Origin of the sequence: Streptomyces sp. NPDC002138 (assembly GCF_040296485.1) — a bacterium.
In the GTDB taxonomy this organism is placed as follows: domain Bacteria; phylum Actinomycetota; class Actinomycetes; order Streptomycetales; family Streptomycetaceae; genus Streptomyces.
Map to the genome: position 1 here is coordinate 89,765 of NZ_JBEOXE010000020.1, position 23,562 is coordinate 113,326.

Consider the following 23,562-nt stretch of genomic DNA (forward strand, 5'->3'; position numbering starts at 1 on the left):
GCGGCACAGCTGTCTGGGAACTGGAGGGGCGCATGTCTGATCTTCCCCGGAAGGCGGTCACTCGTACCGTCAAGCTGGCCGCTCTGCCGCTCGGCATAGCGGGCCGGGCCACCTGGGGGCTGGGGAAGCGGATCGGGGGCAAGTCGGCGGAGATCGTGGCGCGCGAGCTGCAACAGCGCACCGCCGAGCAGCTCTTCCGCACCCTGGGCGAGCTGAAGGGCGGTGCGATGAAGTTCGGGCAGGCCATGTCGGTCTTCGAAGCGGCGCTGCCCGAAGAGGTCGCCGGGCCCTACCGGGCCGCCCTGACCAAGCTTCAGGAGGCCGCCCCGCCGCTTCCGGCCGCGCGGGTGCACCAGGTGCTGGCGGAGCGGCTCGGCGCGGACTGGCGGGAGTTGTTCACGGAGTTCGAGGACAAGCCCGCGGCGGCCGCGTCCATCGGCCAGGTGCACCGGGCCGTGTGGCACGACGGACGGCAGGTCGCGGTCAAGGTGCAGTACCCGGGGGCCGGAGAGGCGCTGTTGTCGGACCTCAAGCAGCTCGGCCGCTTCGCGGGGCTGTTGGGGCCGCTGATCCCCGGCATGGAGATCAAGCCGCTGATCACGGAGCTGCGCGACCGGGTGTCGGAGGAGCTGGACTACGAGCTGGAGGCGGAGGCCCAGCGGATCCACGCCGAGGCGTTCGAGGGCGATCCCGATGTGGTCGTGCCGGATGTCGTGCACCAGGGCGACGAGGTCCTGGTGACCGAGTGGATCGAGGGGACACCGCTGTCGGAGATCATCTCCAACGGCACCCAGGAGGAGCGCGACCGCGCCGGGCAGTTGCTGGCCCGGTTCCTCTTCTCCGGTCCCGCGCGCACGGGGCTGCTGCACGCGGATCCGCATCCGGGCAACTTCCGGCTGATGGCGGGGGCCGACGGCCGGCTGCGGTTGGGGGTGCTGGACTTCGGTACGGTCGACCGGCTCCCGGGCGGGCTGCCCAAGCCCGTGGGGCGGTCGCTGCGGATGACCCTGGACGGCGATGCCGAGGGGGTCTACGGGCACCTGCGCGCGGAGGGCTTCGTGAAGGAGTCCATCGTTCTGGACCCGGACGCGGTGCTGGACTACCTCCGCCCGATCATCGAGCCCGCCCAGGTCGACGAGTTCACCTTCACCCGGGCATGGATGCGCAGCCAGGCGGCCCGGATAGCCGATCCGCGGTCTCCCGCGCACCAGTTGGGCCGCCAGATCAACCTTCCCCCGGCATACCTGCTGATCCACCGGGTGACGCTGAGCACGATCGGGGTGCTGTGCCAGCTGGGCGCGACGGTGCGGCTGCGGGACGAGCTGGAGGCCTGGCTCCCGGGATTCCTGCCGGAGTCCTGAGCGGGCGCGGGCTGCCAGGGCGCGGGCGGCCTGGGCTCACCACCAGGAGGAGTCGAGTCTGCCCTCGATCGCGCGGATGTTGGCCCGGGCGCAGTCGTGGCAGAAGTACTGCCTGCTGCCGTTTTCCATGGAGCAGGTCCAGGTGGGCGGGGCACCCGCGGGTGACTGCGCGCCGCAGCGCGCGCAGCTGACGGGCGGGGCCTCGGGTCCCTGGGATGCGGGGCGGGGAGTCGGCTGGTCCACCTCCCGACGATACCGCCGCGCGCTCCGCACGACGGGCCGGGCACACCGAGGGGACCGCTCCGTTCGGAGCGGTCCCCTCGGTGTGTTCATTTCGGGTCACGCCGGGGCGTGGCCGGTCAGTTCATGACGGCCATGGCCAGTGCACGGCGGGCGCGCAGCGAAACGCGCTCGGCTCGCCGCTGCATGCGGCGGGCGGCGACCACGCGCAGGGCACGGCGTTCGCCGTCGACCTCGCGCATCCGGTCGGCCATATGGGCACGAGCCAGGGCTTCTGGGATGAGTTGCATCTCGCGGGTCCTGTTCTGACGCGAGGTGTTCGCGCCGGTGGTGATGAAGTCTTCGATGGCGGAGCCGGACGGCTGCTCGCTCGTGGTCTGCGGGGTCATGAGGGCCTGCTTCAGGGGGTCGCGCGTCAGGGGGCGGTCGATGGTTCCGGTGGTGTTCATGCCGAGACAACCGGGTTCTTGCGCGGACGGCCACGCGGCCGCTTGCGGGCGACGACGACACCCTGGACGAACAGCTCGCCACCCCAGACACCCCAGGGCTCGCGGCGCTCGACCGCTCCGGCGAGGCAGGCCTCGACCAGCGGACAGGTGCGGCAGAGCGACTTGGCGTACTCGACGTCGGCCGGGGACTCGGCGAAGAAGACCTCCGGGTCGTAGGTACGGCAGGCGACGGGTACGCCGAGGTTCTCGATGGCGTCGTCGAGCGCGGTGAGCGCGGTGAGGGGAGTCAAGGTGGAGTCCTCCGGGACTGCGGGCGGGGAGATCGTCTGGGTCTGCGGTACGGACGGGGCGTGCGCTTCGAGTTGCACGGTGGTTTTTTCCTCGTCTTGTTCGGCTAGTCGTTCCGGCCGGTCGGCCGGGTTCGGCTGGTACCTGTTCTTGCCAGTCCCGAGGCCCCTTCGCGCTGCCGTCCCCGGTCGGGGACAAACGAAAGGGCCGCGGATCCCGGGTGGGGTTCCGCGGCCCTGAAGGCGCCGGCCTGATCGTGCGATCAGGCTGGATCACTCCAGGGTTCGAGCCCGCGGAAGGCCCACATCAGGTGGTGCTGCGTCGTCTGCTTCGTCTGGTTTCCGGCACCGGCTGCCGCCGCAAAGCCGCCATAGGCATGCGCCTTGGCCTGGCCCGCTGCTACTGCCACCGGTGCCTGCACCGGTCGTTCGTTGCGCTCATTCACCCGGAGGGAGGCCAGGGCGACGGGGCTGACAGCGGAAATCGCGGACAGACCGGTACCCAGGACCGAGGGCGCAGAGGTGGCGAGAAGCAGGCAGGAGGAAGCGGCAACCGAGCGATCGGTCATTTTGGTGAAGGTCATGAAGCTGGTCACTGGTCTCGCCTCCTCTCGGCGTCTCGGGGACCCGGCCCGAGGGCCTGTCCCATGCGTATTCGGATAAGTACAGCACGAATCCGGGGCTTCGGAGAAGCCACCGTTTCCGTTGCTAAGAACCTATGGGGCTTCACAGGGCATGTGCAAACTATTTTTCCGACGAGTTTCTACGCGTCGTCCCCGGCACCGCTCTCAGGCTCTTCACCTGCGCAGATGGCCAGGACATCGGCCCCGAACCGGTCGAGCTTGCGACCACCCACACCGGAGATCATCGACAGCTCGCCCTCCTCGGTGGGCGCGGCCTCCGCGATCGCCATCAGCGTCTTGTCCGTGAAGACGCAGTAGGCGGGCTGGCCCAGCTCCTTCGCCTGGCCCGCGCGCCAGTCCCGCAGCCGCTCGTAGAGGCCTTCGTCCATGTCGGACGGGCAGTCCTCGCACCTCATCAGTTTGATCTCGCCGGCCTCGGTCAGGGTCTTGCCGCAGACCCGGCACAGCGCGGGCCCGCGGCGGCCCCGCTTGCGGGCTCCGCGCTCGGCGACGGCTCCCGCCGCCCGGCTCGCGGCGCCCGAGGAGCCCGGCCGCAGCCCGCTCAGGAAGCGGCTGGGCCTGCGGGCGGCCCGGCCGCCCGGAGCCCGCGACAGGGACCAGGAGAGCGTCAGGTGCACCCGCGCCCGGGTGACCCCGACGTAGAGCAGCCGGCGCTCCTCCTCCACCTGCTCGTCGGTCTTGGCGTAGGTGATCGGCATCATGCCGTCGGTGAGGCCGACGAGGAAGACGGCATCCCACTCCAGGCCCTTGGCCGCGTGCAGCGAGGCGAGGGTGACGCCCTGGACGGTCGGTGCGTGCTGGGCGGCCATCCGCTCGTCCAGCTCGATCGTGAGGTCGGCCAGGGTGGCGCCGGGCCGGCCGCGGCCGAAGTCCTCGGCGAGGCGGACCAGCGCGGCCAGGGATTCCCACTGGTCGCGCACGGCGCCGGAGCCGGCGGGCGGCTCGGTGGTCCAGCCGTGGGAGCTGAGCACGGCGCGGACTTGGGAGGCCATCCCGACGACCTCGTCGAGCAGCGGGTCGTTCCCCCCGGAGCGCGCGGCGCCCTTCAGGGTGAGCATCGCCCGCTTGACCTCGGGGCGCTCGAAGAAACGCTCCGCCCCGCGCAGCTGGTAGGGCACGCCGGCGTCCGCGAGGGCCTGCTCGTAGACCTCGGACTGGGCGTTGATGCGGTAGAGCACGGCGATCTCGCCCGCCGGGACGCCCGCGGCGATCAGGTCCCGGATCCGGCCCGCCACGCCTTCCGCTTCGGCGGGCTCGTCCGGGTATTCGGCATAGACCGGGTCGGGGCCCGTCTCGCGCTGGGAGATCAGCTCCAGGCGGTGCTCGGCGGCCCGGCCGCGGGCCTGGTTCAGCAGGCCGTTGGCCAGGTGCACCACTTGGGGGGTGGAGCGGTAGTCACGGACCAGTTTGACCACGGTGGCCTGCGGATACCGGCTGCGGAAGCTCAGCAGATGGTCCGGGGTGGCACCGGTGAAGGAGTAGATGGTCTGGCTGGCGTCGCCGACGACGCACAGGCTGTCCCGGTCGCCGAGCCACAGCTCCAGCAGGCGCTGCTGGAGGGGGCTGACGTCCTGGTACTCGTCGACCACGAAGTGCTGGTACTGGCTCCGGATCTGGTCGGCGATGTCGTGGCGGTCCTGGAGGATGCCGACGGTGAGCAGCAGGACGTCCTCGAAGTCGATCACCGAGCGGTCGCGCTTGAGCTGCTCGTACGTGCCGTAGATCTGCGCGATTTCAGCCATGTCGCGGGGGGCTTCGCGGCCCGCCTTGAGGGCGGCCGCCGGATAGTCGGCGGGGACGGTCTGGGTGACCTTGGCCCACTCGATCTCGCCGGTGACATCGCGCAGCTCATTGCGGTCGAGCCGGACGCGGCAGCGCGCGCCGGCCTCGGCCACGAGCTGGATCTTGCGTTCGACCAGGCGGGGGACCTCGCCGCCGATGGCCTTGGGCCAGAAGTACTGCAGCTGGCGCAGGGCCGCGGAGTGGAAGGTCCGCGCCTGGACGCCGCCCGCGCCGAGGGTGCGCAGCCGCCCGCGCATCTCGCCGGCCGCGCGATTGGTGAACGTGACGGCGAGCACACTGGTCGGCATCAGCTGGCCGGATCGCACCCCGTAGGCGATGCGGTGGGTGATGGCCCGCGTCTTGCCCGTACCGGCGCCGGCCAGCACGCACACCGGCCCGCTCAGGGTCGTGGCGACCTCGCGCTGCTCCGGGTCCAGGCCCAGGAGCACCGCGTCGGCCGACTCGGCGGCGTCCGGGAAGGATGAGGAGTGCGTTGCTGCTGTCACCCCGCCATGCTGCCAGGTCCGGTGGGTCGGACGAGAAACGTGTCCACAGGCGGGGGGCGCCGGTCGTACGAATGCGGCGCGGGCCCGGCGACGGCCCGCCTTGGCCTCCCGGGAATGGGCTGGCACCCTCGTACGTTCGAGTACTCGGACCTACCGAGGCTCCACCAAGGCTCCGCCCAGACCCCCAGAGGAGAGTTCCCGCCATGCAGGACAAGGGTTCCGTGACGATGTACAGCACCACGTGGTGCGGCTACTGCCGCCGGCTGAAGAGCCAGCTGGACCGGGAAGGCATCGCCTACACCGAGATCAACATCGAGCAGGACCCGACGTCGGCCGCCTTCGTCGAGAAGGCCAACGGCGGCAACCAGACCGTCCCCACGGTCCTGGTAATTTCCTCCGGTGGCACTGAGGCAGTCATGACGAACCCGAGCCTCGCGCAGGTCAAGCAGGCCCTGGCCGTCTGACCCGATCCCCCTCCTTACATACAGAGTGGCCCCCGCTTCGGCGGGGGCCTTCTGCATTCACGCGACTACTCAGGGGCGCGGGAGTACTGCTCAAGCGCAGCCTTCGACGTGGACCGGTCCACTAGCCGCAGCTCCCACGGTCCCGTGTTCACGTCAAAGTCCTTCCCGAACCCGACCCACTTCCCGGCCATGCGTCGGCCGGTCGGCTCGACCAGGAGCTGAATCGCTCCGTGGTACCTGGCGCCGTTGTAGTAGCCGTCCGATGCGGTCTGCTCGACCCACGACCCGGTGACGACGTTCCGATCAACGGTGAGGTCCAGCGTGAGCGGGCTGTCCGGGTTGCTGCTCGCTCCGGGGAGGCTCTGAGCGGTCAGCCGGTTCCCGTGCTGGACGATCACTACGTAGTGCTTGCCCTCGTACGTCTCGGCGCGGCTGGACGAGTAGAACTCGTACCGGCTGAGCCATACCCCCGAGAACGTCTCGGCGGTCGCCTGTGCGGCTACCTGAGCACCTACAGCGGCGGAGGTGACTCCGCCTGTCCCTGCGTCCATGTCATGCCCTCCTGACCCGTCTGTGTGGACTCTCGCCATCGGTACCGGCAAGGAGAACCCGAGGGCCTCGACCGGACGACCCGTGACCCGCTCTAACGCCCTGGCGTACACGCTGCGGGGTGTCTTGCTCGTACCCGACTCCCAGCGCTGTACCAGTCGCTTCGAAGCTTCGTTGGGTTCTCCTAGGTCTGTGCCTGCCTGCCTGATGGCCTTGGCAAAGTCGTCTTGGCTCATCCGCAGGCCGATACGCACGGCCCGCAGCACATCATTCGGCACCACGGCGGTCGTCGTCATGACGTCAAAGCTAGACCGAACTCACGCCCAATGACACCCAATTGACGCCCTCCGGGGTGTCATTGACGCCCCTCCGAGTGACGCCCCGACGACGCCTCTTCCGTCGTCGCTCCGACGCGGCCCCGAGCGGGAGCATCAGCGCACATCAGGGAACGACACGGCGAGGGGACGGCAAGGCACATGACGAGTCCGACCGACTACCAGACGGCGCCGATAGAGCTGCCGTTGCGGGTGACCCTCGAACCCGTACCCGTAGAGGGCTGCGATGTGTGCGCTGCACTGGACAAGCAGCGTTCTCGTCACCGGTTGATGCGGAACGGCAGCGGCGTGACCGACTGCAACATCGAGATCCGCAACCACCCCCACGCTGAGCGGAAGTGCTCGTGAGCGCTGTTCTCCGCTTCGTCACTCACCGGATCATCAGGCACCCCGGACACAAGCCGACCGTGGCCGCGCGGTGCCTGTGGGAGGCGTGCGAGTGGGCTGCCGACCCCGGCCCCGACCTTGCCGAGGTGGACCGGCAGTGCATGGCCCACACCGGCCGCCATGCGCAGCACACGAAGTTCCTCCGGTCGTTCGAGGACGTTGCCCTCGTGTCGCCCGTCAGCCCCTGACCCACAGTCCCCATCCCTTAACGGTTAAGGGGTGGTCTCGGAACGCTCACGCACCATCCGCAGGGACCGGCTACCGCCATCCCTTGACCAGGAAGGCACAGACGTGACGATCACGCAGTACAGCCCGACCGAGGTCCTGAACCTCATCAGCCCGGAGGTTCGGGCCCAGCTCATCAAGGACGTACGCAAGGACTGGCCGGAGCTGACCGACGATCTCGGCGAGCGCGGCGTGGACCAGATGGCGGCCTTCCTGGCCACCAGCACCGTGACGGACGAGCCGCTGACGCCCTCGCTCCGCGTGGACTCGCTCTGGCACAAGTTCCTCAACCGGAGTGTCCCCTACCTCGCCTTCTCGCGGGCCCTCGGCGTGGACTACATCCACCACGTCCCCGACGAGGACGAGGACGGCACAGACCCCGAGGCCGGACGCGCCGCCATTGCCGTGACGACGGCCGCGCTCCGTACGGCCGGGTTCACCGTGGACGCCGAGTTCTGGCCCAACGAGGGCGCGGCGGATTGCTCGCAGTGCCACGCTGGCTGCACCGACAGCCCGGTCGGCGGGAAGAAGTAGCTCCACCTAGTCGGCCAGCCGCCCGGTTCCCCATGCCGGGCGGCTGCGCCCGTGAACGAGAACGGAAGCGAAGTGTCTGACACCCGTAGCGCGGCCTGGGACGAGTACGCGCACAGCAAGCCCCAGAGGCGCCCGACGAACGCCCGGGGCGAGACCACGTGGTTCAACTGGACCCAGTACGCCGACCACGGGCCCGGGGCCGAAGTGCTGGCCTTGAAGCCAGGGGACAGCGTGCTCGACCTTGGGTGCGGGTCCGGCGGGAACGCCGCCCACCTCGCCACCCTCGGGATGAAGGCCGAAGGCGTCGACCTCTCCCCGAAGCAGCTCGCGAAGGCACGTGAACGGTGGCCCGACGCGGACGGGATGGAGCTGCACCAGGGCGACGCCCTGCACTACCTCGGGGAGACCTTCACGGTCTTCGATGCGATCTACAGCGTCTTCGGCGCTGCCTGGTTCACCGACCCGGGTCTACTGCTGCCGATCGTGCACGCGAACCTCAAGCCGGGCGGCGTGTTCGCCTTCTCCCAGCGGCCTCCTGTCGAAGGCTGCTACGGCTGTCAGGCGTCCTACATCCCCAAGGGCCCGGACGAAGACCCGGCCATCGTGAAGCGGTGGGACTACGAGCCCGACATCTGGTCTTCGCTTCTCAAGGAGTACGGGTTCCCCGAAGTGACCGCTACCGTCCTCCCTGCCTCGGAGACAGACAAGCGCTCCACAGGCACGCTGCTGGTCCGTGCCGTACGCGGTGAACAGGCTCAGCTGTTCTAGGGCCAATCGCCTTGGAAATTTCCATCGAAGTGACCAACAACCTGACTGGGGAAGTGACCACGCTCCCTCTCCCCTGGGGGGATCGGGAGCCTGGCCCAGGTCAAGCAGGCCCTCGCCGTCTGACCCGGCTGCCGGCACGCAGAATGGCCCCCGCTCCGGCGGGGGCCTTCTGCTGTCCGCCGTGCCCGGCCCCCGCCGCGGTGGGCGGGGTCAGGCGGTGGGCTTCGGGAGGGGGGTGCCGTACCAGAGTTCGATCAGGCGGGCCGCGATGGAGATGCCCGACGGGGGCAGGACCTCGCCGGCCTCGATCGCGCGGCGCAGGTCCTCGCGGGAGAACCAGCGGGCCTCCTGGATCTCCTCGCCGTCCACGGTGATCTCCGAGGAGGTCGCGCGGGCGTTGAAGCCCAGCATCAGGCTGGACGGGAAGGGCCAGGGCTGGCTGGCGACGTACTCGACCGTGCCGACCTTGACGCCCGCCTCCTCCCAGACCTCGCGGATCACCGACTGCTCGATGGCCTCGCCCGGCTCCACGAACCCGGCCAGGGTCGAGAAGCGGCCCTCCGGCCAGTGCACCTGGCGGCCCAGCAGCGCGCGGTCCTGGTCGTCGGTGACCAGCATGATCACGGCCGGGTCGGTGCGCGGGTAGTGCTCCGCGCCGCAGCCCGGGCAGCGCCGGATGTGGCCGGCGGCCGCGACCACCGTGCGCTCGCCGCAGCGGGAGCAGAAGCGGTGCATGCGCTGCCAGTTCTCCAGGGCCACGGCGTGCACCATCAGTCCGGCGTCGCGCGGGGAGAGCAGCATGCCCGCCTCGCGCAGGCCGGCCGGGCGGGCCGACTGGTCCATGCGCCCGGGCAGCGAGTCCTTCTGGAGCGCGAAGTACCGCACGCCGTCCTCGCCGGTGCCCAGGAAGTACCGGTGGGTCTCGGTGACCGGGGCCTCGAAGGCCGGGGTCATGACGATCTCCGTGCCCCCGTCCGGGGTGTCGTCGATCAGCACCTGGCCGCCGGAGACGACGAAGACGCGGGTCGACGGGTGGCTCCAGGCCGCCGCGAGCCAGGCCTCGTCGAGGCGGTGGTGCGCGGCGCGGTCGATGCCGCTGGGCGCGGTCAGCGAGACCGGCCGGTCGGCGGGCAGGCCGGCGTCTGCGGCCGCCGCGGCGACGGCGGCGTGCTCGGTCGAGATGCTCACTAGTACTTCCAACTCCCCCGGAGTGGTGGGACGGGCACAGGCAGGATCAGGGGTTCCAGGTTTCGGCGAGGTCGGCCCACAGGTAGGCGGTCGTTTCGACGCCCTTGAGCAGCAGGTCCAGCTCGACCTTCTCGTTCGGCGCATGCCAGCCGTCGGAGGGGACGGAGATCCCGAGGAAGAGCACGGGCGCGCCCAGCACGTCCTGGAGGTCCGCCGCCGGGCCCGAGCCGCCCTCGCGGGTGAAGCGGATCTTCTCCCCGAAGGCGCGCCCCATGGCCCGGACGACCGACCGCAGCGCCGGGTGGTCCAGCGGGGTCAGGCAGGGCCGGGTGGGGGCGCCCCAGACGATGGAGTGGCGGATCCCGTCGGGGACGCGGGCCGCGACCCAGTCCGTGACGGCCTTCTGGACCTCGTACGGGTCCTGGCCGGACACGAGCCGGAACGAGAGCTTCAGCTGGGCGGAGGCGGGGACGATGGTCTTCCCGCCGGGGCCCTGGTAGCCGCCGCCGATGCCGTTGACCTCGGCCGTCGGGCGGGCCCAGACCCGCTCCAGGGTGGAGTAGCCGGCCTCCCCCGAGGCCGCGTGGGACTTGGCCGTGCGCAGCCATTCGGCCTCGTCGAAGGGCAGCTCGGCGATCAGCGCGCGCTCGGCGTCCGTCAGGACGGCGATGTCGTCGTAGAACCCGGGGACGGTGACCCGCTCGTCGGCGTCGTGCAGCGCCGCGACCAGGCGGGCGGCCACGGTCGCCGGGTTGGGCACGGCGCCGCCGAAGGCACCGGAGTGGATGTCCTGGTCCGGCCCGTTCAGCTCGATCTCGCAGTCGGCGATGCCGCGCATGCCGGTGCAGACCGTCGGGGTGGTCTCCGACCACATGCCGGTGTCGGAGACGATCACGACGTCCGCGGCGAGGCGGGCGGCCTCGGCCTCGACGAGGGCGCGGAAGTGCGTCGAACCGGACTCCTCCTCGCCCTCGATCAGCAGCTTGAGGTGCACGGCGGGGGCGGAGGCGCCGGTGGCGGCGAGGTGGGCGCGTACGCCGAGGGTGTGGAAGAACACCTGGCCCTTGTCGTCGGCCGCGCCCCGCGCGTACATCCGGTTGCCCTTGATCACCGGCTCGAACGGCTCGGTGTGCCAGCCGTCGGCGAGCGCGGCGGGCTGTACGTCGTGGTGCCCGTAGACCAGGACGACCGGCGCGGCCGGGTCCTCGCTCGGCCACTCGGCGAAGACGGCCGGGGCGCCCGGGGTGGGCCAGATCTCGGCGACCGGGAAGCCGGTCTCCTTCAGCGACGACACCAGCCACCGCGCACTGCGCTCCACATCCTCCGCGTGCTCGGGCTGGGCCGAGACGGAGGGGATGCGCAGCCACTCGGCGAGGTCGTCGAGGAAGGCGGCGCGGTGCGTGTCGATGTAGGTGCGGACGACGCTGTCCGGGGTCTGACTCATACCCCCGAGCCTAACTGTCTGCCTGTTGGGCACGGTCCGTGTCCGATTTGCCTTGGAGGATCCGCTCAAGCCGGTCCCTGGTCGGGAGGTTCGCGGGCCGGATCACGCGGCCGCTGCGGACGTGCAGGAAGGCCACGGTGATCCGGTCGAGGGGGGTTCCGGTGGCTTCCGCCCAGGCCAGCCGGTAGACGGCGAGCTGGAGCGGATCGGCTTCGGCGGACCGGCCGGTCTTCCAGTCGACGATCTCGAACGAGCCGTCGTCGTTGCGGTAGACCGCGTCGATCCGGCCGCGGATGACCCGGCCCGCGAGGGTGAACTGGACGGGGACCTCCATCCGGTACGGGGTGCGGTCGGCGTACGGGCTGCGCTCGAAGGCGGCCTTGAGCGCGTCCAGGTCCCGCTCGTCGGCCACCTCCTGGTCGGATCCGGGCAGTTCGGTGACGGGGTCGAGCACGTCGAGCAGGGGGAGCGGCAGGTCGTCGAAGCGGGACTCCACCCAGGCGTGGAAGCGGGTGCCCTGGCGGGCGGCGGGCTGGGGGGGCTTGGGGAGGGGGCGGGCGAGGTCGCGTACGAAGCCGTCCTCGTCGGCTGCGAGGCGGAGCAGTTGGCTGGCGGAGAGGGTGGCGGGCAGGACGACATCGCGGACGGCCGCGCGGGAACGGCGCAGCTCGCCCTCCAGGGCGTCCAGGTCCCGGTCCCAGGAGGCCAGGGTTCGGGTCTCCTCCGGAGTGAGGGGGCTTCCCTGGGGGGCGGGGGGGCCGTCCTCGGGGTCGGGGGCGGCGTCCGGTGCGGGCGGGTGGGCGGGTGCGGCGTCCGGCGCGGGGGCCAGCCGGTGTACGGGTGCGGCTCGGGGACCCTGCGGGGCTTCGGGGCTCCGCCCCGGACCCCGCGCCTCGAACGCCGGCGAGGCTGGATGTGCCCCCGGAGGTGCCTCCGCGGACGGCGCGGCGGGGATCGCCTCGGCAGGGTCGTCCGGCCAGGGGGCGTCTTCCTCGTCCGGCCAGGGGTCCTCGCAGTCCGGGGGCCAGAGGTAGTCGCCCTCGGCTTCCGGGTCCGGGTCCGGTACGGGTTCGGGCTCGGGCGGGGCCGCGAGGTGGGCCGCCACCAGGGCCGCCGCGCGGCGGCGGAGGGCCAGGGAGGCCGGGTCCAGGGGGAGGGGCCAGGAGTGGTCCGGGGTGTCGTCGGTGGCCAGGGCCGGGTTCACGGCGTCCGGCTCGGGCTCCTCGGCCCAGGCCTCGATCTCGCCGAAACCGGCCGCGCAGTGCTCGTACAGCGCGGTCAGGAAGGAGGACGGGCCGCGGCGCTTCTTCTGGGTCGGGCCCCACCAGTGGCCGGAGGCCAGCAGCAGCGACCGGGGGCGGGTGAAGGTGACGTACCCGAGGCGCAGCTCCTCGGTGGCCTGGTGGGCGCGCAGCTGCGTCTTGAAATTCTTCAGACCGGCCGCGGTCCACTCCGGGTCGCCGGGCAGGGTCTCGGCATCGCCGCGCAGCGCGTGCGGGAGGACCTTCGCGTACGAGGTCCAGGACTCGCGGGAGCGCTCGCTCGGGAAGGCGCCCTTGTACAGCCCCGGGACGGCCACGACGTCCCACTCCAGGCCCTTGGACTTGTGGGCGGTCAGCACCTTCACCGTGTTCTCCCCGCCGGGGAGGGCGTGGTCGAGGCCCTTCTCGTACTGGGCGGCGGTGCGCAGGAAGCCGAGGAAGGCCAGCAGCGAGGCCTCGCCGTCGAGGGCGGCGAAACCGGCCGCCACGTCCATGAATCCGGACAGGGTCTCGCGGCGCCGGGCCGCCAGCGCGTGCGGGGACGCGGAGAGTTCGACATCGAGCCCGGTGGTGGCCAGCACCCGGTGCAGAACGTCCATCAGCGGGTCCGACAGGGACCGGCGCAGGTCGCGCAGCTCCTGGGCGAGGTGCGCGAAGCGGACCCGGGCCTCCGCGGAGAAGGGCAGCGCGTCCTGCTGCGGGGCGTCCCCGAGGAAGGTCTCCAGCGCGTCCGCGAGCGAGACGACCTCGGCCGGGTCGACCCCCTCGACGGCCGCGGCGAGCCGGTGGTCCGGATCGTCGCCCGCGGCCGGGGCGCGGGCCACCAGCAGCCGGGCCCGCTGTCCGAGCAGGGCCAGGTCGCGGGCGCCGATCCGCCAGCGCGGGCCGATCAGCAGCCGGACGAGGGAGGCGTTGGCGCCGGGGTCCTGGAGGACTTCGCAGACGGCGACCAGGTCGGCGACCTCCGGCAGGTGCAGCAGCCCGGACAGGCCCACGACCTCGACGGGGACGTCGCGGGCCACCAGCGCGCCCTGGATCGCGGCGAAGTCACCGGCGGAGCGGCACAGCACGGCGATCTCCCCCGGTTCCTTGCCGGTGCGCACCAGGTGGGCGATGGAGTCGGCGAGCCACTCCAGCTCCTGGGCGTGCGTCTCCAGCAGCGCGCAGCGCACGAACCCGTCGCGCTCGGCGCCCGGCGCGGGGCGCAGGGCCTCCACCCCCTCGTGGAGGGCGCGCAGCGGCGCGGCCAGGCCGTTGGCCAGGTCGAGGAGGCGGCCGCCGCTGCGCCGGTTCTCGCTGAGGGAGAGCCGGGCGGCGGGGGCGCCGTCGGTGTGCGGGAAGTGCTCCGGGAAGTCGTCGAGGTTGGCGACGGAGGCGCCGCGCCAGCCGTAGATGGCCTGGCAGGGGTCGCCGACGGCGGTCACGGCGTGGCCGGTGCCGGCGCCGAAGAGGCCGGAGAGCAGCAGCCGCTGGGCGACCGAGGTGTCCTGGTACTCGTCGAGCAGGACGACGCGGAACTCGTCCCGCAGCAGGGCGCCGACCTCGGGCCGGGTGGTCGCGAGCTGCGCGGAGCGGGCTATCTGGTCGCTGAAGTCGAGGAGGTCGCGGGAGGCCTTGGCGGCGCGGTAGCGGCCGACCAGCTCCAGCAGTTCGAGCCGGCCGCGGGCGGCCTCGGGGACCTTGCGGAGGTCTTCGTTGCCGAGCTTCACGTCCGCGAGGGCGTCGAGCAGGGCGGTGTCGTACGCCCGCAGCGTGGCTGGGTCGACCAGGTGCTCGGACAGCTCGCTGTCCAGCGCGAGCAGGTCGCTGACCAGGTCGGGGACGGACTTGGTGAGCGAGGGGTAGGGGCCGGGCGCCTCGCGCAGCACGCGGGCGGCGAGCTGGAAGCGGGTGGCGTCGGCGAGCAGCCGGGAGCTGGGCTCCAGCCCGATGCGCATCCCGTGGTCCTTGAGGAGCTGCCCGGCGAAGGAGTGGTAGGTGGAGATCCGGGGCTCGCCCCCGGCGGTGTCGTCGGCCGGGGAGGGGTCGGGGTCGCTGATGCCGGCCCGCGCGAGAGCCGTCCGTACGCGCTCGGCCAGCTCGCCCGCGGCCTTGTTGGTGAAGGTCAGGCCGAGGACCTGCTCGGGCGCGACCGTGCCCGTGCCGACCAGCCAGACCACGCGCGCGGCCATCACCGTCGTCTTGCCGGAGCCGGCGCCCGCGACGATCACCTGGGGGGCGGGCGGCGCGGTGACGCAGGCCAGCTGTTCGGGCGTGAAGGGGATACCGAGGAGCTGCTTGAGCTGTTCGGGGTCGGTGAGGACGGCCTTGCGCGCGGACACGTGAAAAGGCTAGCGGGCCGCACCGACACCGCCGACCGGCCGCGGGGGGGGGCTGGTGCGAGTGCGGGTGCTGGTCGGGGGCCCTGCGGGGCTTCGGGGCTCCGCCCCGGACCCCGCGCCTCAAACGCCGGCGGGGCTGGATGCGCGGGGTCGGGGCTACTCCACGGTCTGGCGGCCCTCGGGGCGGGCGCTGCAGGCCGCGCGGAAGGAGCAGCGGGAGCAGTGGTCGCCGGTGGCGGGGGCGAACCGTTCGTCCAGGACCCGGCCCGCGGCGGTGGCCAGCAGGCCGCCGACCCAGTCGCCCGCGGGGCCGCCGCCGAGCGGCTGCTGGGCCTGCACCTTGGGGACCTCGTCGCCGCCGTCCTTCTTCGCGGCGCCCTGGCGCAGCTGGACGAGCTCGGCGCCGCCGGGCTCGGGGCGGCGGCCGTCGAAGACCTCGTCGAGCGCGCCCTCGCGCACGGCGAGCTGGTAGACGGCGAGCTGCGGGTGGCGGGCGACCTCCTCGCGGGTGGGGGCTGCCTTGCCGGTCTTGAAGTCGACGACGTACGCCCGGCCCTGCGCGTCGGTCTCGACGCGGTCCATGGAGCCGCGGATGCGGACCTCGTACTCGCCGGCGTCGAGGGTGACGTCGAAGTCGTGCTCGGTGGCCACGGCGGTGCGGCCGCCGCGGTCGGAGTTGTGCCAGCGGATGAACCGCTCCAGGGCGGCCCGGGCGTTCTCCTTCTCCTGGCGGGACTTCCAGGGCGCGTCGAAGGCGAGCGCGTCCCACACCGAGTCGAGCCGCTCCATGAGGACGGCCAGGTCGGCGGGGGTACGTCCGGACGCGACCTCGTCGGCGAGGACGTGGACGACGTTGCCGAAGCCCTGGGCGGCCGTGGAGGGAGCGTCGGCCTTGACCTCGCGTCCTAGGAACCACTGGAGGGAGCAGGTGTTGGCCAGCTGGTCCAGGGCGCTGCCGGACAGGGCGACGGGGCGGTCCCGGTCGCGCAGCGGAGCCGTGGCCCGGGTGGGCTCGTACAGGCCCCACCAGCGCTGCGGGTGCGCGGCCGGTACGAGCGGGCGGTCCTCGTCGTCGGTGAGCGCGGCGAGCCGGGCGAGGCGGCGGGCGGCGGCGTCGCGCAGGGCCTCGGAGACGTCCGGGTCGACGGTGGTGGCGCGCAGCTCGGCGACCAGTGCCGGGACGGCGAGGGGGCGGCGGGGGCGGCCGGTGACGTCCTTCGGGGTGACGCCGAGTTCGGTGAGGAAGCGGGAGGGCTGGTCGCCGTCCTCGGCGGGGGCCTTGACGGCGGTGACGACGAGGCGCTCGCGGGCGCGGGTGGCGGCGACGTAGAAGAGGCGGCGTTCCTCGGCGAGGAGGGCGCCGGGGGTCAGCGGCTCGGCGAGGCCGTCGCGGCCGATCCTGTCCGCCTCCAGGAGGGAGCCGCGGCGGCGCAGGTCCGGCCAGAGGCCTTCCTGGACCCCGGCGACGACGACGAGGCCCCACTCCAGGCCCTTGGAGCGGTGCACGGTCATGAGCCGGACCGCCTCGGGGCGGGTGGCGCGGTGGCTGAGGGTGTCGGCCGCGATGTCCTCGGCCTCGAGCTGTTCGAGGAAGTTGAGGGCGCCGCGGCCGCCGGTACGTTCTTCCGCGCGGGCGGCGGTGTCGAAGAGGGCGCAGACCGCGTCGAGGTCGCGGTCGGCGTTGCGGCCCGCGGCGCCGCCGCGGCGGGCGCCGCGCTCCAGGCGCTGCGGCCAGGGGGTGCCGTCCCAGAGGATCCACAGGGCCTCCTCGGCGGTGCCGCCGCCCTGGAGGAGCTCGCGGGCCTTGCGCAGGAGGGTGCCGAGACGCTGGGCGCCGCGGGCGTAGGCGGGGTCGTGGGTGGTGAGGCGTTCCGGCTCGGCGAGGGCGCGGGCCAGCAGTACGTCGGAGGGTGCGGGCACCTTGACGCCCGCGGCGCGCTCCTCGTCGCGCAGGGCCCGGCCGAGGCGGCGCAGGTCGGTGGCGTCCATCCCGCCGAGCGGCGAGGTCAACAGCCCGATGGCGGCCTCGACCCCGACCCAGCCGGGGTCGACGGGGGCCGATGCCTCCGGCCCGGCCGGGGGGAGGCCGGGCTCCGCGGGGTCCTGGGCCACAGCGCCACCCTGCGGGACCGTACCCGCCACCGGCGGCGCCTCACACGCCGGCGAGGCCGAATGCGCTCCCGCCGGGGCCGCATCCGGCTCGCCGGGCGGGGCCGCATCTCCAGCCGGGGCCGCACCCAGCTCTCCGGCCGGGGCCATCTCCGGCCCCGCCGGCGATCGAGGTGCCGCCGGAGGCACCACGGCTCCCGCCGGGGCTGCCGTCGCGGCCGCCGGGGTGGCTGCTGCGCGGAGGGCGGTGAGGAGGGGAGTTACGGCTGGTTCGTGGCGGAGGGGGGTGTCCGCGCCGTCCGTTTCGGCGGGGACGCCCGCCGCGATCAGGGCGCGCCGCATCTGCGGCAGGGTGCGGCCGCCGGCGCGGACCAGGACGGCCATGTCCTGCCACGGCACCCCGTCCTCGAGGTGCGCCCGGCGCAGGATGTCGGCGATGTTCTCCAGCTCGGTGGCGGCGGTCGGGTAGGTGTGGACCTCCACGCGCCCACCCTCCCGCGTCGCCCGCAGCTCCCGGTGCGCACGCACCGCGGCGGCCGGCAGTCGGGTCATCGGCATCCGGGTGGCGAGCAGCCGGGTGGCCGCGAGGAGGCCCGCGCCGGAGCGCCGGGACACGGTCAGGGACCGGATCTGGGCCCCGGGGAAGACCGAGGCGAAGTCCAGGATGCCGTTGACGTCACCGCCGCGGAACGCGTAGATCGACTGGTCCGGATCGCCGAAGGCGACCAGCGTGCCGGCGGGCCCGTTCAGCGCGCGCAGCAGCCGCACCTGGGACGCGTCGGTGTCCTGGTACTCGTCGACGTAGATCGCGTCGTACGCCGCGGACAGCGCCGGGGTGCGCTCCGCCAGCAGCACCGCCCGGTGCAGGAGTTCGGCGTAGTCCAGCGTCCCCTGCATGTCCAGGACGTCGAGGTACTCGGAGAGGAAGGCGGCGGCCGCCTTCCAGTCGGGCCGTCCGGTCCGGGAGGCGAAGGCGTCCAGCGCGGCGGGCCCCAGGCCCAGCTCGCGGGAGCGGGCGAGCACCGCGCGCACCTCGTCCGCGAATCCGCGCGTGGTGAGCGCGGCCCGCAGGTCGTCGGGCCACTGGATCGACTTCAGCGCGCGCTGGCCCTCGAGCAGGGCCCGTACGGTCACGTCCTGCTCGGGGCCGGACAGCAGCCGCAGCGGTTCGGTGAAGAGCTCGCTGTCCTGGTGGGCGCGGACCAGGCCGTAGCAGAAGGAGTGGAAGGTGGTGGCCTGCGGAGCGCGCGCCCCGCCGAGCCGGAGCGCGGCCCGGTCGCGCAGCTCCACCGCCGCCTTGCGGCTGAAGGTGAGGACGAGGATGCGCGCGGGGTCGGCTCCGGCCTCGACCCGGGCCGCGACCGCCTCGACCAGCGTCGTCGTCTTCCCGGTGCCCGGTCCGGCGAGGACGAGCAGCGGTCCCGAAGTGTGGTCAACCACGGCCTGCTGCGCTGCGTCCAGGACAGGGGGATCCAGCCGCGCCGGTCCGCCGCGGACCAGCCGGTACGCGTGCGGGGCCCGCGTACGACGGTCCGAAGGAGAGCTGATCACGTGGGGTGCCGGTCCTGGTGGGTCTGGGTTCCCGGCCGCGCGGTGCGGGTTCCGGGGCTGAGGCGAAGGCTCAACGCTACGCCAAGCGGGGGCGCCCGCGCAGTCGCCCCGGGGCCCCCGCGTCCCCCGTACGGGCCTTCGAGCGCCCACCCGGGCGTCCGATGGCCGAAGCTGGCAGGTGTGACCCTGCACACGTCCGCGAAGCGGCCCGGGGCGAGGCCCCGGCCGCTGCCCGGAGCGTGGCCCGCGGCGGCGCCGGAGCGCGCGCCGGACCGGACGTCAACCATCCGCCGCCCGGTGTCCGTCCCAGCGCGCGCGTTTCATGTCGAGGCGCGGTACGTGCCCGGCGGCGGCCCGGGACGCCTCGCGCAGCGGCGTGCCCTCGTCCCGGTACCGCGCCAGCGCGCGCAGTTCGCTGCCGGGCAGCAGGACGCCGTCCGAGCGGACCACGCGCCACCACGGGACCGGGCCGCCGTACAGCGCCATGACGCGCCCGACCTGGCGCGGACCGCCTTCGCCGAGCCATTCCGCGACGTCCCCGTAGGTCATCACCCGGCCGGGGGGAATCTCCTCGGCGACCGCGAGGACTCGTTCCGCGTACTCGGGCAGCTCCGGTTCATCGGTCATGCGGCACATGGTGCCGCACCCCGTCGGCGGCGTTGCGAAATGGTTCGTTCCGCCGGGACGCGCACCCTGCTGCCTCGCGCCCCCGCTCCGCCGTGCCACCATCTTGCGGGCGGTGACAGGTGATACGTGATCAAGAAGATACGGATGTGACGGCGAAGGAGCAGGGTGTGAGCCCTCCCGAGAGCAGTCCGGAAGGCACCCCGGGGCCCACCGGATCCCCGGGCCTCCCCGGGCCGGGCCCCGGCGCCGGGCGCGCGAAGGCGGACGGCACGGCGCGAGCGGACGGCGCCGCCGCTCCCGCACGCCCGCACGCCCCCGCTCCGGAGGCGGTCGCCGGACCCACCGGCACCAGCCCGTCGGACCTCGCGGACCTCGCGGACCACGCGGACCACGCGGACCACGCGGAGAGCACCCACACCGCGCACACCGCCGACCGCGTCGAGGTCGACGAGCCCCTGCTCGCCGCCCGCGTCCACCGGCCCTCCGACCTGGTCCGGCTGCTCGTCGGCATCCTCGGCATCGCCGTCGTCCTCGGCATCGCGGCCTTCGCGCACGGCACGACCGTCGGCCTCGAAGCGGACATCAACAAGGGCACCGGCCAGGCACCCGACCTGCTGATCAAGGTCGCCGGACTGGTGTCGAGCATCGCGATCCTGCTGGTGCCGGTCGCCTTCGCCATCGAGCGGCTGATCAAACGCGACGGTCTGCGCATCGCGGACGGCGTGCTCGCCGCGGTGCTCGCGCACGGCGTCACCCTCGCCATCGACCTCTGGGTCTCGCGCGCCGCCTCGGGCACCATCCAGGAGGCCCTGACCCGCCCCACCGGCATCGGCGAGGTCCTCACCGATCCCGTGCACGGCTATCTGGCGCCCGTCATCGCGTACATGACCGCCGTCGGGATGACCCGCAGACCCCGCTGGCGAGTGGCGCTGTGGGCCGTGCTGCTCCTCGACGCCTTCGCGATGCTCGTCGGCGGGTACACCACCCCCTTCTCGATCATCCTGACCGTGCTCATCGGCTGGACCGTCGCCTACGGCACGCTGTACGCCGTCGGCTCCCCCAACGTCCGCCCCACCGGCCAGAACCTGCTCGCGGGCCTGCGCCGGGTCGGCTTCCAGCCGGTCAGCGCGACCCGGGCGGAGGTGCCGGAGAGCCCGGAGGGCAAGGAGTCCTCGGAGCAGAACGACCGCGGCCGCCGCTACCACGTCACCCTGGCGGACGGCCCGCCGCTGGACGTCACGGTCGTGGACCGCGAGCAGCAGGCCCAGGGCTTCTTCTACCGGGTCTGGCGCCGGCTCACCCTGCGCGGGATCACCACCCGGCGGAGCCTGCAGTCGCTGCGGCAGGCGCTGGAGCAGGAGGCGCTGCTCGCGTACGCCGCGATCGCCGCCGGGGCGAACGCGCCCAAGCTGATCGCCACCTCCGAGCTCGGCCCGGATGCCGTGATGCTCGTGTACGAGCACCTGGGCGGCCGCACCCTGGACTCGCTCGCCGACGAGGAGATCACCGACGAGCTGAGCCGCAACGCCTGGGAGCAGGTCCGGGCCCTGCAGTCGCGGCGGATCGCGCACCGGCGGCTGACCGGTGACGCCCTCGTGGTGGATCGTTTTGGCAATGTCATCCTGACCGACCTGCGCGGCGGTGAGATCGCGGCCGGTGACCTGGTGCTGCGGATGGACATCGCGCAGCTGCTGACCACCATCGGCCTGCGGGTCGGCGCGGAGCGGTCGGTGGCCTCGGCGCTGCGGGTGCTGGGCCCGGACGCGGTCGCGGACTGTCTGCCGCTGCTCCAGCCGATCGCGCTGAGCCGCTCCACCCGGGCGACGCTGCGCAGGCTGGCGCGCGAGCGCTCGACCCGCGAGCGGGAGGCCGTACTGGAGACCTCGCGGCTGGCGAAGGCGCAGCGGGAGGCCGAGCGCGAGGCCGACGCGGCCGCGCGGCGTTCCTCCAAGGCCGAGTCCAAGGCGGAGTCGAAGGCGGAGCGCAAGGCCGAGAAGCGGGCGCTGGACGACGCCCTCGACGAGGCGCTGGAAGAGGACCTGCTCAGCCAGATCCGTCAGCAGGTGCTGCTGATCCGTCCGCTGGCGCCGGTGGAACCGGCCCGGCTGGAACGGATCAGGCCGCGCACGCTGGTGTCCTTCATCGCGGGCGCGGTGGCCGCGTACTTCCTGCTCTCCCAGCTCACCCAGGTCGACTTCGCGACGGCCTTCGGGCAGGCGCGGTGGGGCTGGGTCGGGGTGGTCCTGGCGTTCTCGGCGCTGACGTACTTCGCCGCCGCGATGAGCCTGCTCGGGTTCGTGCCGGAGCGGGTGCCGTTCCTGCGGACGGTGTGCGCCCAGCTGGCCGGGTCGTTCGTGAAGCTGGTCGCTCCGGCGGCGGTGGGCGGCGTCGCGCTGAACACGCGCTTCCTGCAGCGGTCGGGCGTACGGCCGGGGCTGGCGGTGGCGAGCGTCGGCGCGTCGCAGCTGTTCGGGCTGGCGAGCCACATCCTGCTGCTGCTGTCCTTCGGCTATCTGACCGGGACCGAGAACACCACGCAGATGACCCCGTCCCGGGCCGTCATCGCGGGGCTGTTGACGGTGGCGGTGCTGGTGCTGGTGGTGACGGCGATCCCGTTCCTGCGGAAGTTCGTGGCGACCCGGGTACGAGCGCTGTTCGCCGGGGTCGTGCCGCGCATGCTGGACATCCTCCAGCGGCCGCAGAAGCTGGTCACGGGCATCGGCGGCATGCTGCTGCTGACCGCCTGCTTCGTGATGTGCCTGGACGCCTCGATCCGCGCCTTCGGCGGGGGCGACGCGCTGAGCCTGGCGAGCATCGCGGTGGTCTTCCTCGCGGGCAACGCGCTGGGGTCGGCCGCGCCGACGCCGGGTGGTGTGGGCGCGGTGGAGACGACACTGACGCTCGGGCTGATCGCGGCCGGTCTGGAGAAGGAGATCGCGATCTCGGCGGTGCTGTTGTTCCGGCTGTGCACGTTCTGGATGCCGGTGCTGCCGGGGTGGATTTCGTTCAACTACTTGACGCGCAAGGAAGCCATCTAGTTCCGGCGGCGGGCGGGGGGAGCACGCAGCCCGCCCCCGGCCACATCCAGCCGGCCGCGGGCCAGTCCAGCCCGCCCGGCGATCGAGGGCCCGCCGGAGGCACCTCGAGCGGCGGCCGGCCGCGAACCGTGCGGCCTCCGGCGGCGCCTCAAACGCCGGCGAGGCTGGACTTGCGGCGCGCACGACCTCGCCGCGAGACGCGTCCTGCGCGAACGGTCCCGCGCGCGACCCGCCTCGGCCGCAGGCACAACCAGCCAGCCGCAGGCCAATCCAGCCCGCCCGGCGATTGAGGGCCCGCCGGAGGCACCTCGAGCGGCGGCCGGCCGCGGACCGTGCGGCCTCCGGAGGCGCCTCAAACGCCGGCGAGGCTGGACTTGCTGACCGCGGGCACAACCAGCCGGCCGCGGGCCAATCCAGCCCGCCCGGCGATTGAGGGCCCGCCCGAGGCACCTCGAGCGGCGGCCGGCCGCGGACCGTGGGGCCTTCGGCGGCGAGGGGGGTCAACCGGGCAGGAGGAGGGTGGTCAGGAGGAGGGCTGAGGCGGTCAGTTCCAGGGCGCCGATCACTGGGGGTTTCAGGGCTCGGCCCGGGAGGAGGGCGGCGCGGGTCAGGTAGAGGGTGAAGGGGAGCGCCAGCCAGGGGCCGAGGCAGGTGGCCGCGGCCAGGGCCGCCGCGTGGAAGGCCACCGAGGCGCGCCGGTGGGCGGGCGAGTTCCGCTCCCGGATCATCGTCTTCACGTACAGGACCGTGCCGCCGAAGTAGAGCAGACAGGCCAGCGCCGGCCGCAGGCCCTCGCCGAGGCCGCCCCCGCCGAGCCGCAGCGCCACCAGGAGCATCGCGCAGGCGGGCACCACCGCCGCCAGGCCGTTCCACAGCGCGCGCTCGCGGTTGCGGCGGGCGGCGTACGTGTTCACGGCGACGAAGGGCGCGGCCGCGGCCCCCGCCCCCAGCAGCCACGGGTGCAGGACGGCGAGCGGCAGGGCGAGCGCCGCGCAGGCCGCCCCGAAGACGAGTCCCGGCCGGACGTGCCGGGCCGCGGCGCGCGGGCTGCGCGAAAGGCGCCGCAGCCGGAGCCACTGCTGGCCGTGGAAGGCCGCGGCGTAGCCGGACAGCCAGGCACCGAAGAGCGCCGCGTGCGCCGGACCGGGGCGCGGCGCGAGCAGGACGCCCGCGAGGAACGGCACGGCGAGCATCGCCCAGGCGCCGTGCTGATCGGGGATCCAGCGCCGGACCCACGAGCGACCCGGCCGCCGGGGCCGCGCGGGCCGCCCCGGCCCGCTCAGGGTTCCGGTTTCCCGGCGCACGGGCCGTCCACAGTCCACAGGGGATCCGTCCACCATCCGAAAGGGAATTGATTCGCGTCATTGACCCGCGCCGCCGGTGCGTTGACGTCGAGTAAATCGGCGCCCTTCCAGAATGCGCCCCATGGGCCCGCGAAACTCCGGCAATTGGTCACCCGGCTCCGGGACCTTTGTCATCGGTTCCGGCCAT

The 23,562-nt window shown here is 73.1% G+C and carries 19 protein-coding genes; 7 read left to right on the forward strand and 12 right to left on the reverse strand.

The features are described from left to right. The first annotated feature begins 32 nt into the window (after positions 1-32). Positions 33-1,361 (forward strand): ABC1 kinase family protein, encoded by a 1,329-nt coding sequence (locus ABT084_RS15795; RefSeq protein ID WP_351043292.1) that lies wholly within the window; start codon positions 33-35, stop codon positions 1,359-1,361. A 36-nt stretch (positions 1,362-1,397) separates the two neighbouring features. Here the strand turns inward: ABT084_RS15795 and ABT084_RS15800 are convergent, their stop codons facing one another. The 5 genes from ABT084_RS15800 to ABT084_RS15820 form a co-directional block, all read right to left on the reverse strand. Further along, a complete protein-coding gene (locus ABT084_RS15800; RefSeq protein ID WP_351043295.1) occupies positions 1,398-1,604 on the reverse strand; it encodes a hypothetical protein in 207 nt (68 codons plus the stop codon). A 116-nt stretch (positions 1,605-1,720) separates the two neighbouring features. Beyond that, positions 1,721-2,050 carry a putative WhiB-interacting protein gene (locus ABT084_RS15805; RefSeq protein ID WP_351043298.1) on the reverse strand — a complete coding sequence of 110 codons (330 nt, stop codon included), beginning with the start codon at positions 2,048-2,050 and terminating at the stop codon, positions 1,721-1,723. Further along, positions 2,047-2,418, reverse strand: coding sequence for a WhiB family transcriptional regulator (locus ABT084_RS15810; protein WP_351043301.1), 372 nt, complete (start codon positions 2,416-2,418; stop codon positions 2,047-2,049). Before ABT084_RS15810 ends, ABT084_RS15805 begins: the two co-directional genes overlap by 4 nt. A gap of 182 nt (positions 2,419-2,600) precedes the next feature. Next, positions 2,601-2,933: a hypothetical protein gene (locus ABT084_RS15815; RefSeq protein ID WP_502968946.1), complete on the reverse strand. Its 333-nt coding sequence runs from the start codon at positions 2,931-2,933 to the stop codon at positions 2,601-2,603. A 167-nt stretch (positions 2,934-3,100) separates the two neighbouring features. Then, positions 3,101-5,269 (reverse strand): ATP-dependent DNA helicase UvrD2, encoded by a 2,169-nt coding sequence (locus ABT084_RS15820; RefSeq protein ID WP_351043304.1) that lies wholly within the window; start codon positions 5,267-5,269, stop codon positions 3,101-3,103. 203 nt (positions 5,270-5,472) lie between these two features. Between ABT084_RS15820 and ABT084_RS15825 the strand changes: the two genes are divergently transcribed. Beyond that, positions 5,473-5,733 (forward strand): mycoredoxin, encoded by a 261-nt coding sequence (locus tag ABT084_RS15825; protein WP_351043307.1) that lies wholly within the window; start codon positions 5,473-5,475, stop codon positions 5,731-5,733. A gap of 65 nt (positions 5,734-5,798) precedes the next feature. Here the strand turns inward: ABT084_RS15825 and ABT084_RS15830 are convergent, their stop codons facing one another. Next, the gene (locus ABT084_RS15830) at positions 5,799-6,578 is read right to left on the reverse strand and encodes a helix-turn-helix domain-containing protein (RefSeq protein ID WP_351043310.1); all 780 of its coding nucleotides are present in this window, start codon (positions 6,576-6,578) and stop codon (positions 5,799-5,801) included. Between the two features lie 180 nt (positions 6,579-6,758). Here ABT084_RS15830 and ABT084_RS15835 point away from each other — a divergent pair, with 180 nt between their 5' ends. The 4 genes from ABT084_RS15835 (at position 6,759) to ABT084_RS15850 (ending at position 8,531) form a co-directional block, all read left to right on the forward strand. After that, the gene (locus ABT084_RS15835) at positions 6,759-6,965 is read left to right on the forward strand and encodes a hypothetical protein (protein ID WP_351043313.1); all 207 of its coding nucleotides are present in this window, start codon (positions 6,759-6,761) and stop codon (positions 6,963-6,965) included. Further along, positions 6,962-7,192: a DUF7848 domain-containing protein gene (locus tag ABT084_RS15840; protein ID WP_351043316.1), complete on the forward strand. Its 231-nt coding sequence runs from the start codon at positions 6,962-6,964 to the stop codon at positions 7,190-7,192. Before ABT084_RS15835 ends, ABT084_RS15840 begins: the two co-directional genes overlap by 4 nt. 103 nt (positions 7,193-7,295) lie before the next feature. After that, entirely contained in the window at positions 7,296-7,763 is a 468-nt protein-coding gene (locus tag ABT084_RS15845; RefSeq protein WP_351043318.1) for a glycine-rich domain-containing protein, read from the forward strand. Between the two features lie 72 nt (positions 7,764-7,835). After that, the gene (locus ABT084_RS15850) at positions 7,836-8,531 is read left to right on the forward strand and encodes a class I SAM-dependent methyltransferase (RefSeq protein WP_351043321.1); all 696 of its coding nucleotides are present in this window, start codon (positions 7,836-7,838) and stop codon (positions 8,529-8,531) included. A gap of 210 nt (positions 8,532-8,741) precedes the next feature. Here the strand turns inward: ABT084_RS15850 and nudC are convergent, their stop codons facing one another. The 5 genes from nudC to ABT084_RS15875 form a co-directional block, all read right to left on the reverse strand. Next, positions 8,742-9,713 (reverse strand): NAD(+) diphosphatase, encoded by a 972-nt coding sequence (nudC, locus tag ABT084_RS15855; RefSeq protein ID WP_351043380.1) that lies wholly within the window; start codon positions 9,711-9,713, stop codon positions 8,742-8,744. 52 nt (positions 9,714-9,765) lie between these two features. After that, positions 9,766-11,163, reverse strand: coding sequence for a dipeptidase (locus ABT084_RS15860; protein ID WP_351043324.1), 1,398 nt, complete (start codon positions 11,161-11,163; stop codon positions 9,766-9,768). A gap of 10 nt (positions 11,164-11,173) precedes the next feature. Then, positions 11,174-14,746, reverse strand: coding sequence for an ATP-dependent DNA helicase (locus ABT084_RS15865; RefSeq protein WP_351043326.1), 3,573 nt, complete (start codon positions 14,744-14,746; stop codon positions 11,174-11,176). 156 nt (positions 14,747-14,902) lie between these two features. After that, complete coding sequence (locus tag ABT084_RS15870) at positions 14,903-18,406, reverse strand: ATP-dependent helicase (protein WP_351043329.1); 3,504 nt, start codon at positions 18,404-18,406, stop codon at positions 14,903-14,905. Between the two features lie 279 nt (positions 18,407-18,685). Further along, positions 18,686-19,033, reverse strand: a complete 348-nt coding sequence (locus ABT084_RS15875; RefSeq protein ID WP_351043331.1) for an MGMT family protein — start codon at positions 19,031-19,033, stop codon at positions 18,686-18,688. A 167-nt stretch (positions 19,034-19,200) separates the two neighbouring features. On the opposite strand from ABT084_RS15875, the gene ABT084_RS15880 reads away from it, so the two are divergent. Then, positions 19,201-22,071: a lysylphosphatidylglycerol synthase transmembrane domain-containing protein gene (locus tag ABT084_RS15880; RefSeq protein ID WP_502968947.1), complete on the forward strand. Its 2,871-nt coding sequence runs from the start codon at positions 19,201-19,203 to the stop codon at positions 22,069-22,071. 500 nt (positions 22,072-22,571) lie between these two features. On the opposite strand, the gene ABT084_RS15885 is transcribed toward ABT084_RS15880, so the two are convergent. Next, positions 22,572-23,375: a YwiC-like family protein gene (locus tag ABT084_RS15885; RefSeq protein ID WP_351043336.1), complete on the reverse strand. Its 804-nt coding sequence runs from the start codon at positions 23,373-23,375 to the stop codon at positions 22,572-22,574. Positions 23,376-23,562 lie beyond the last annotated feature (187 nt).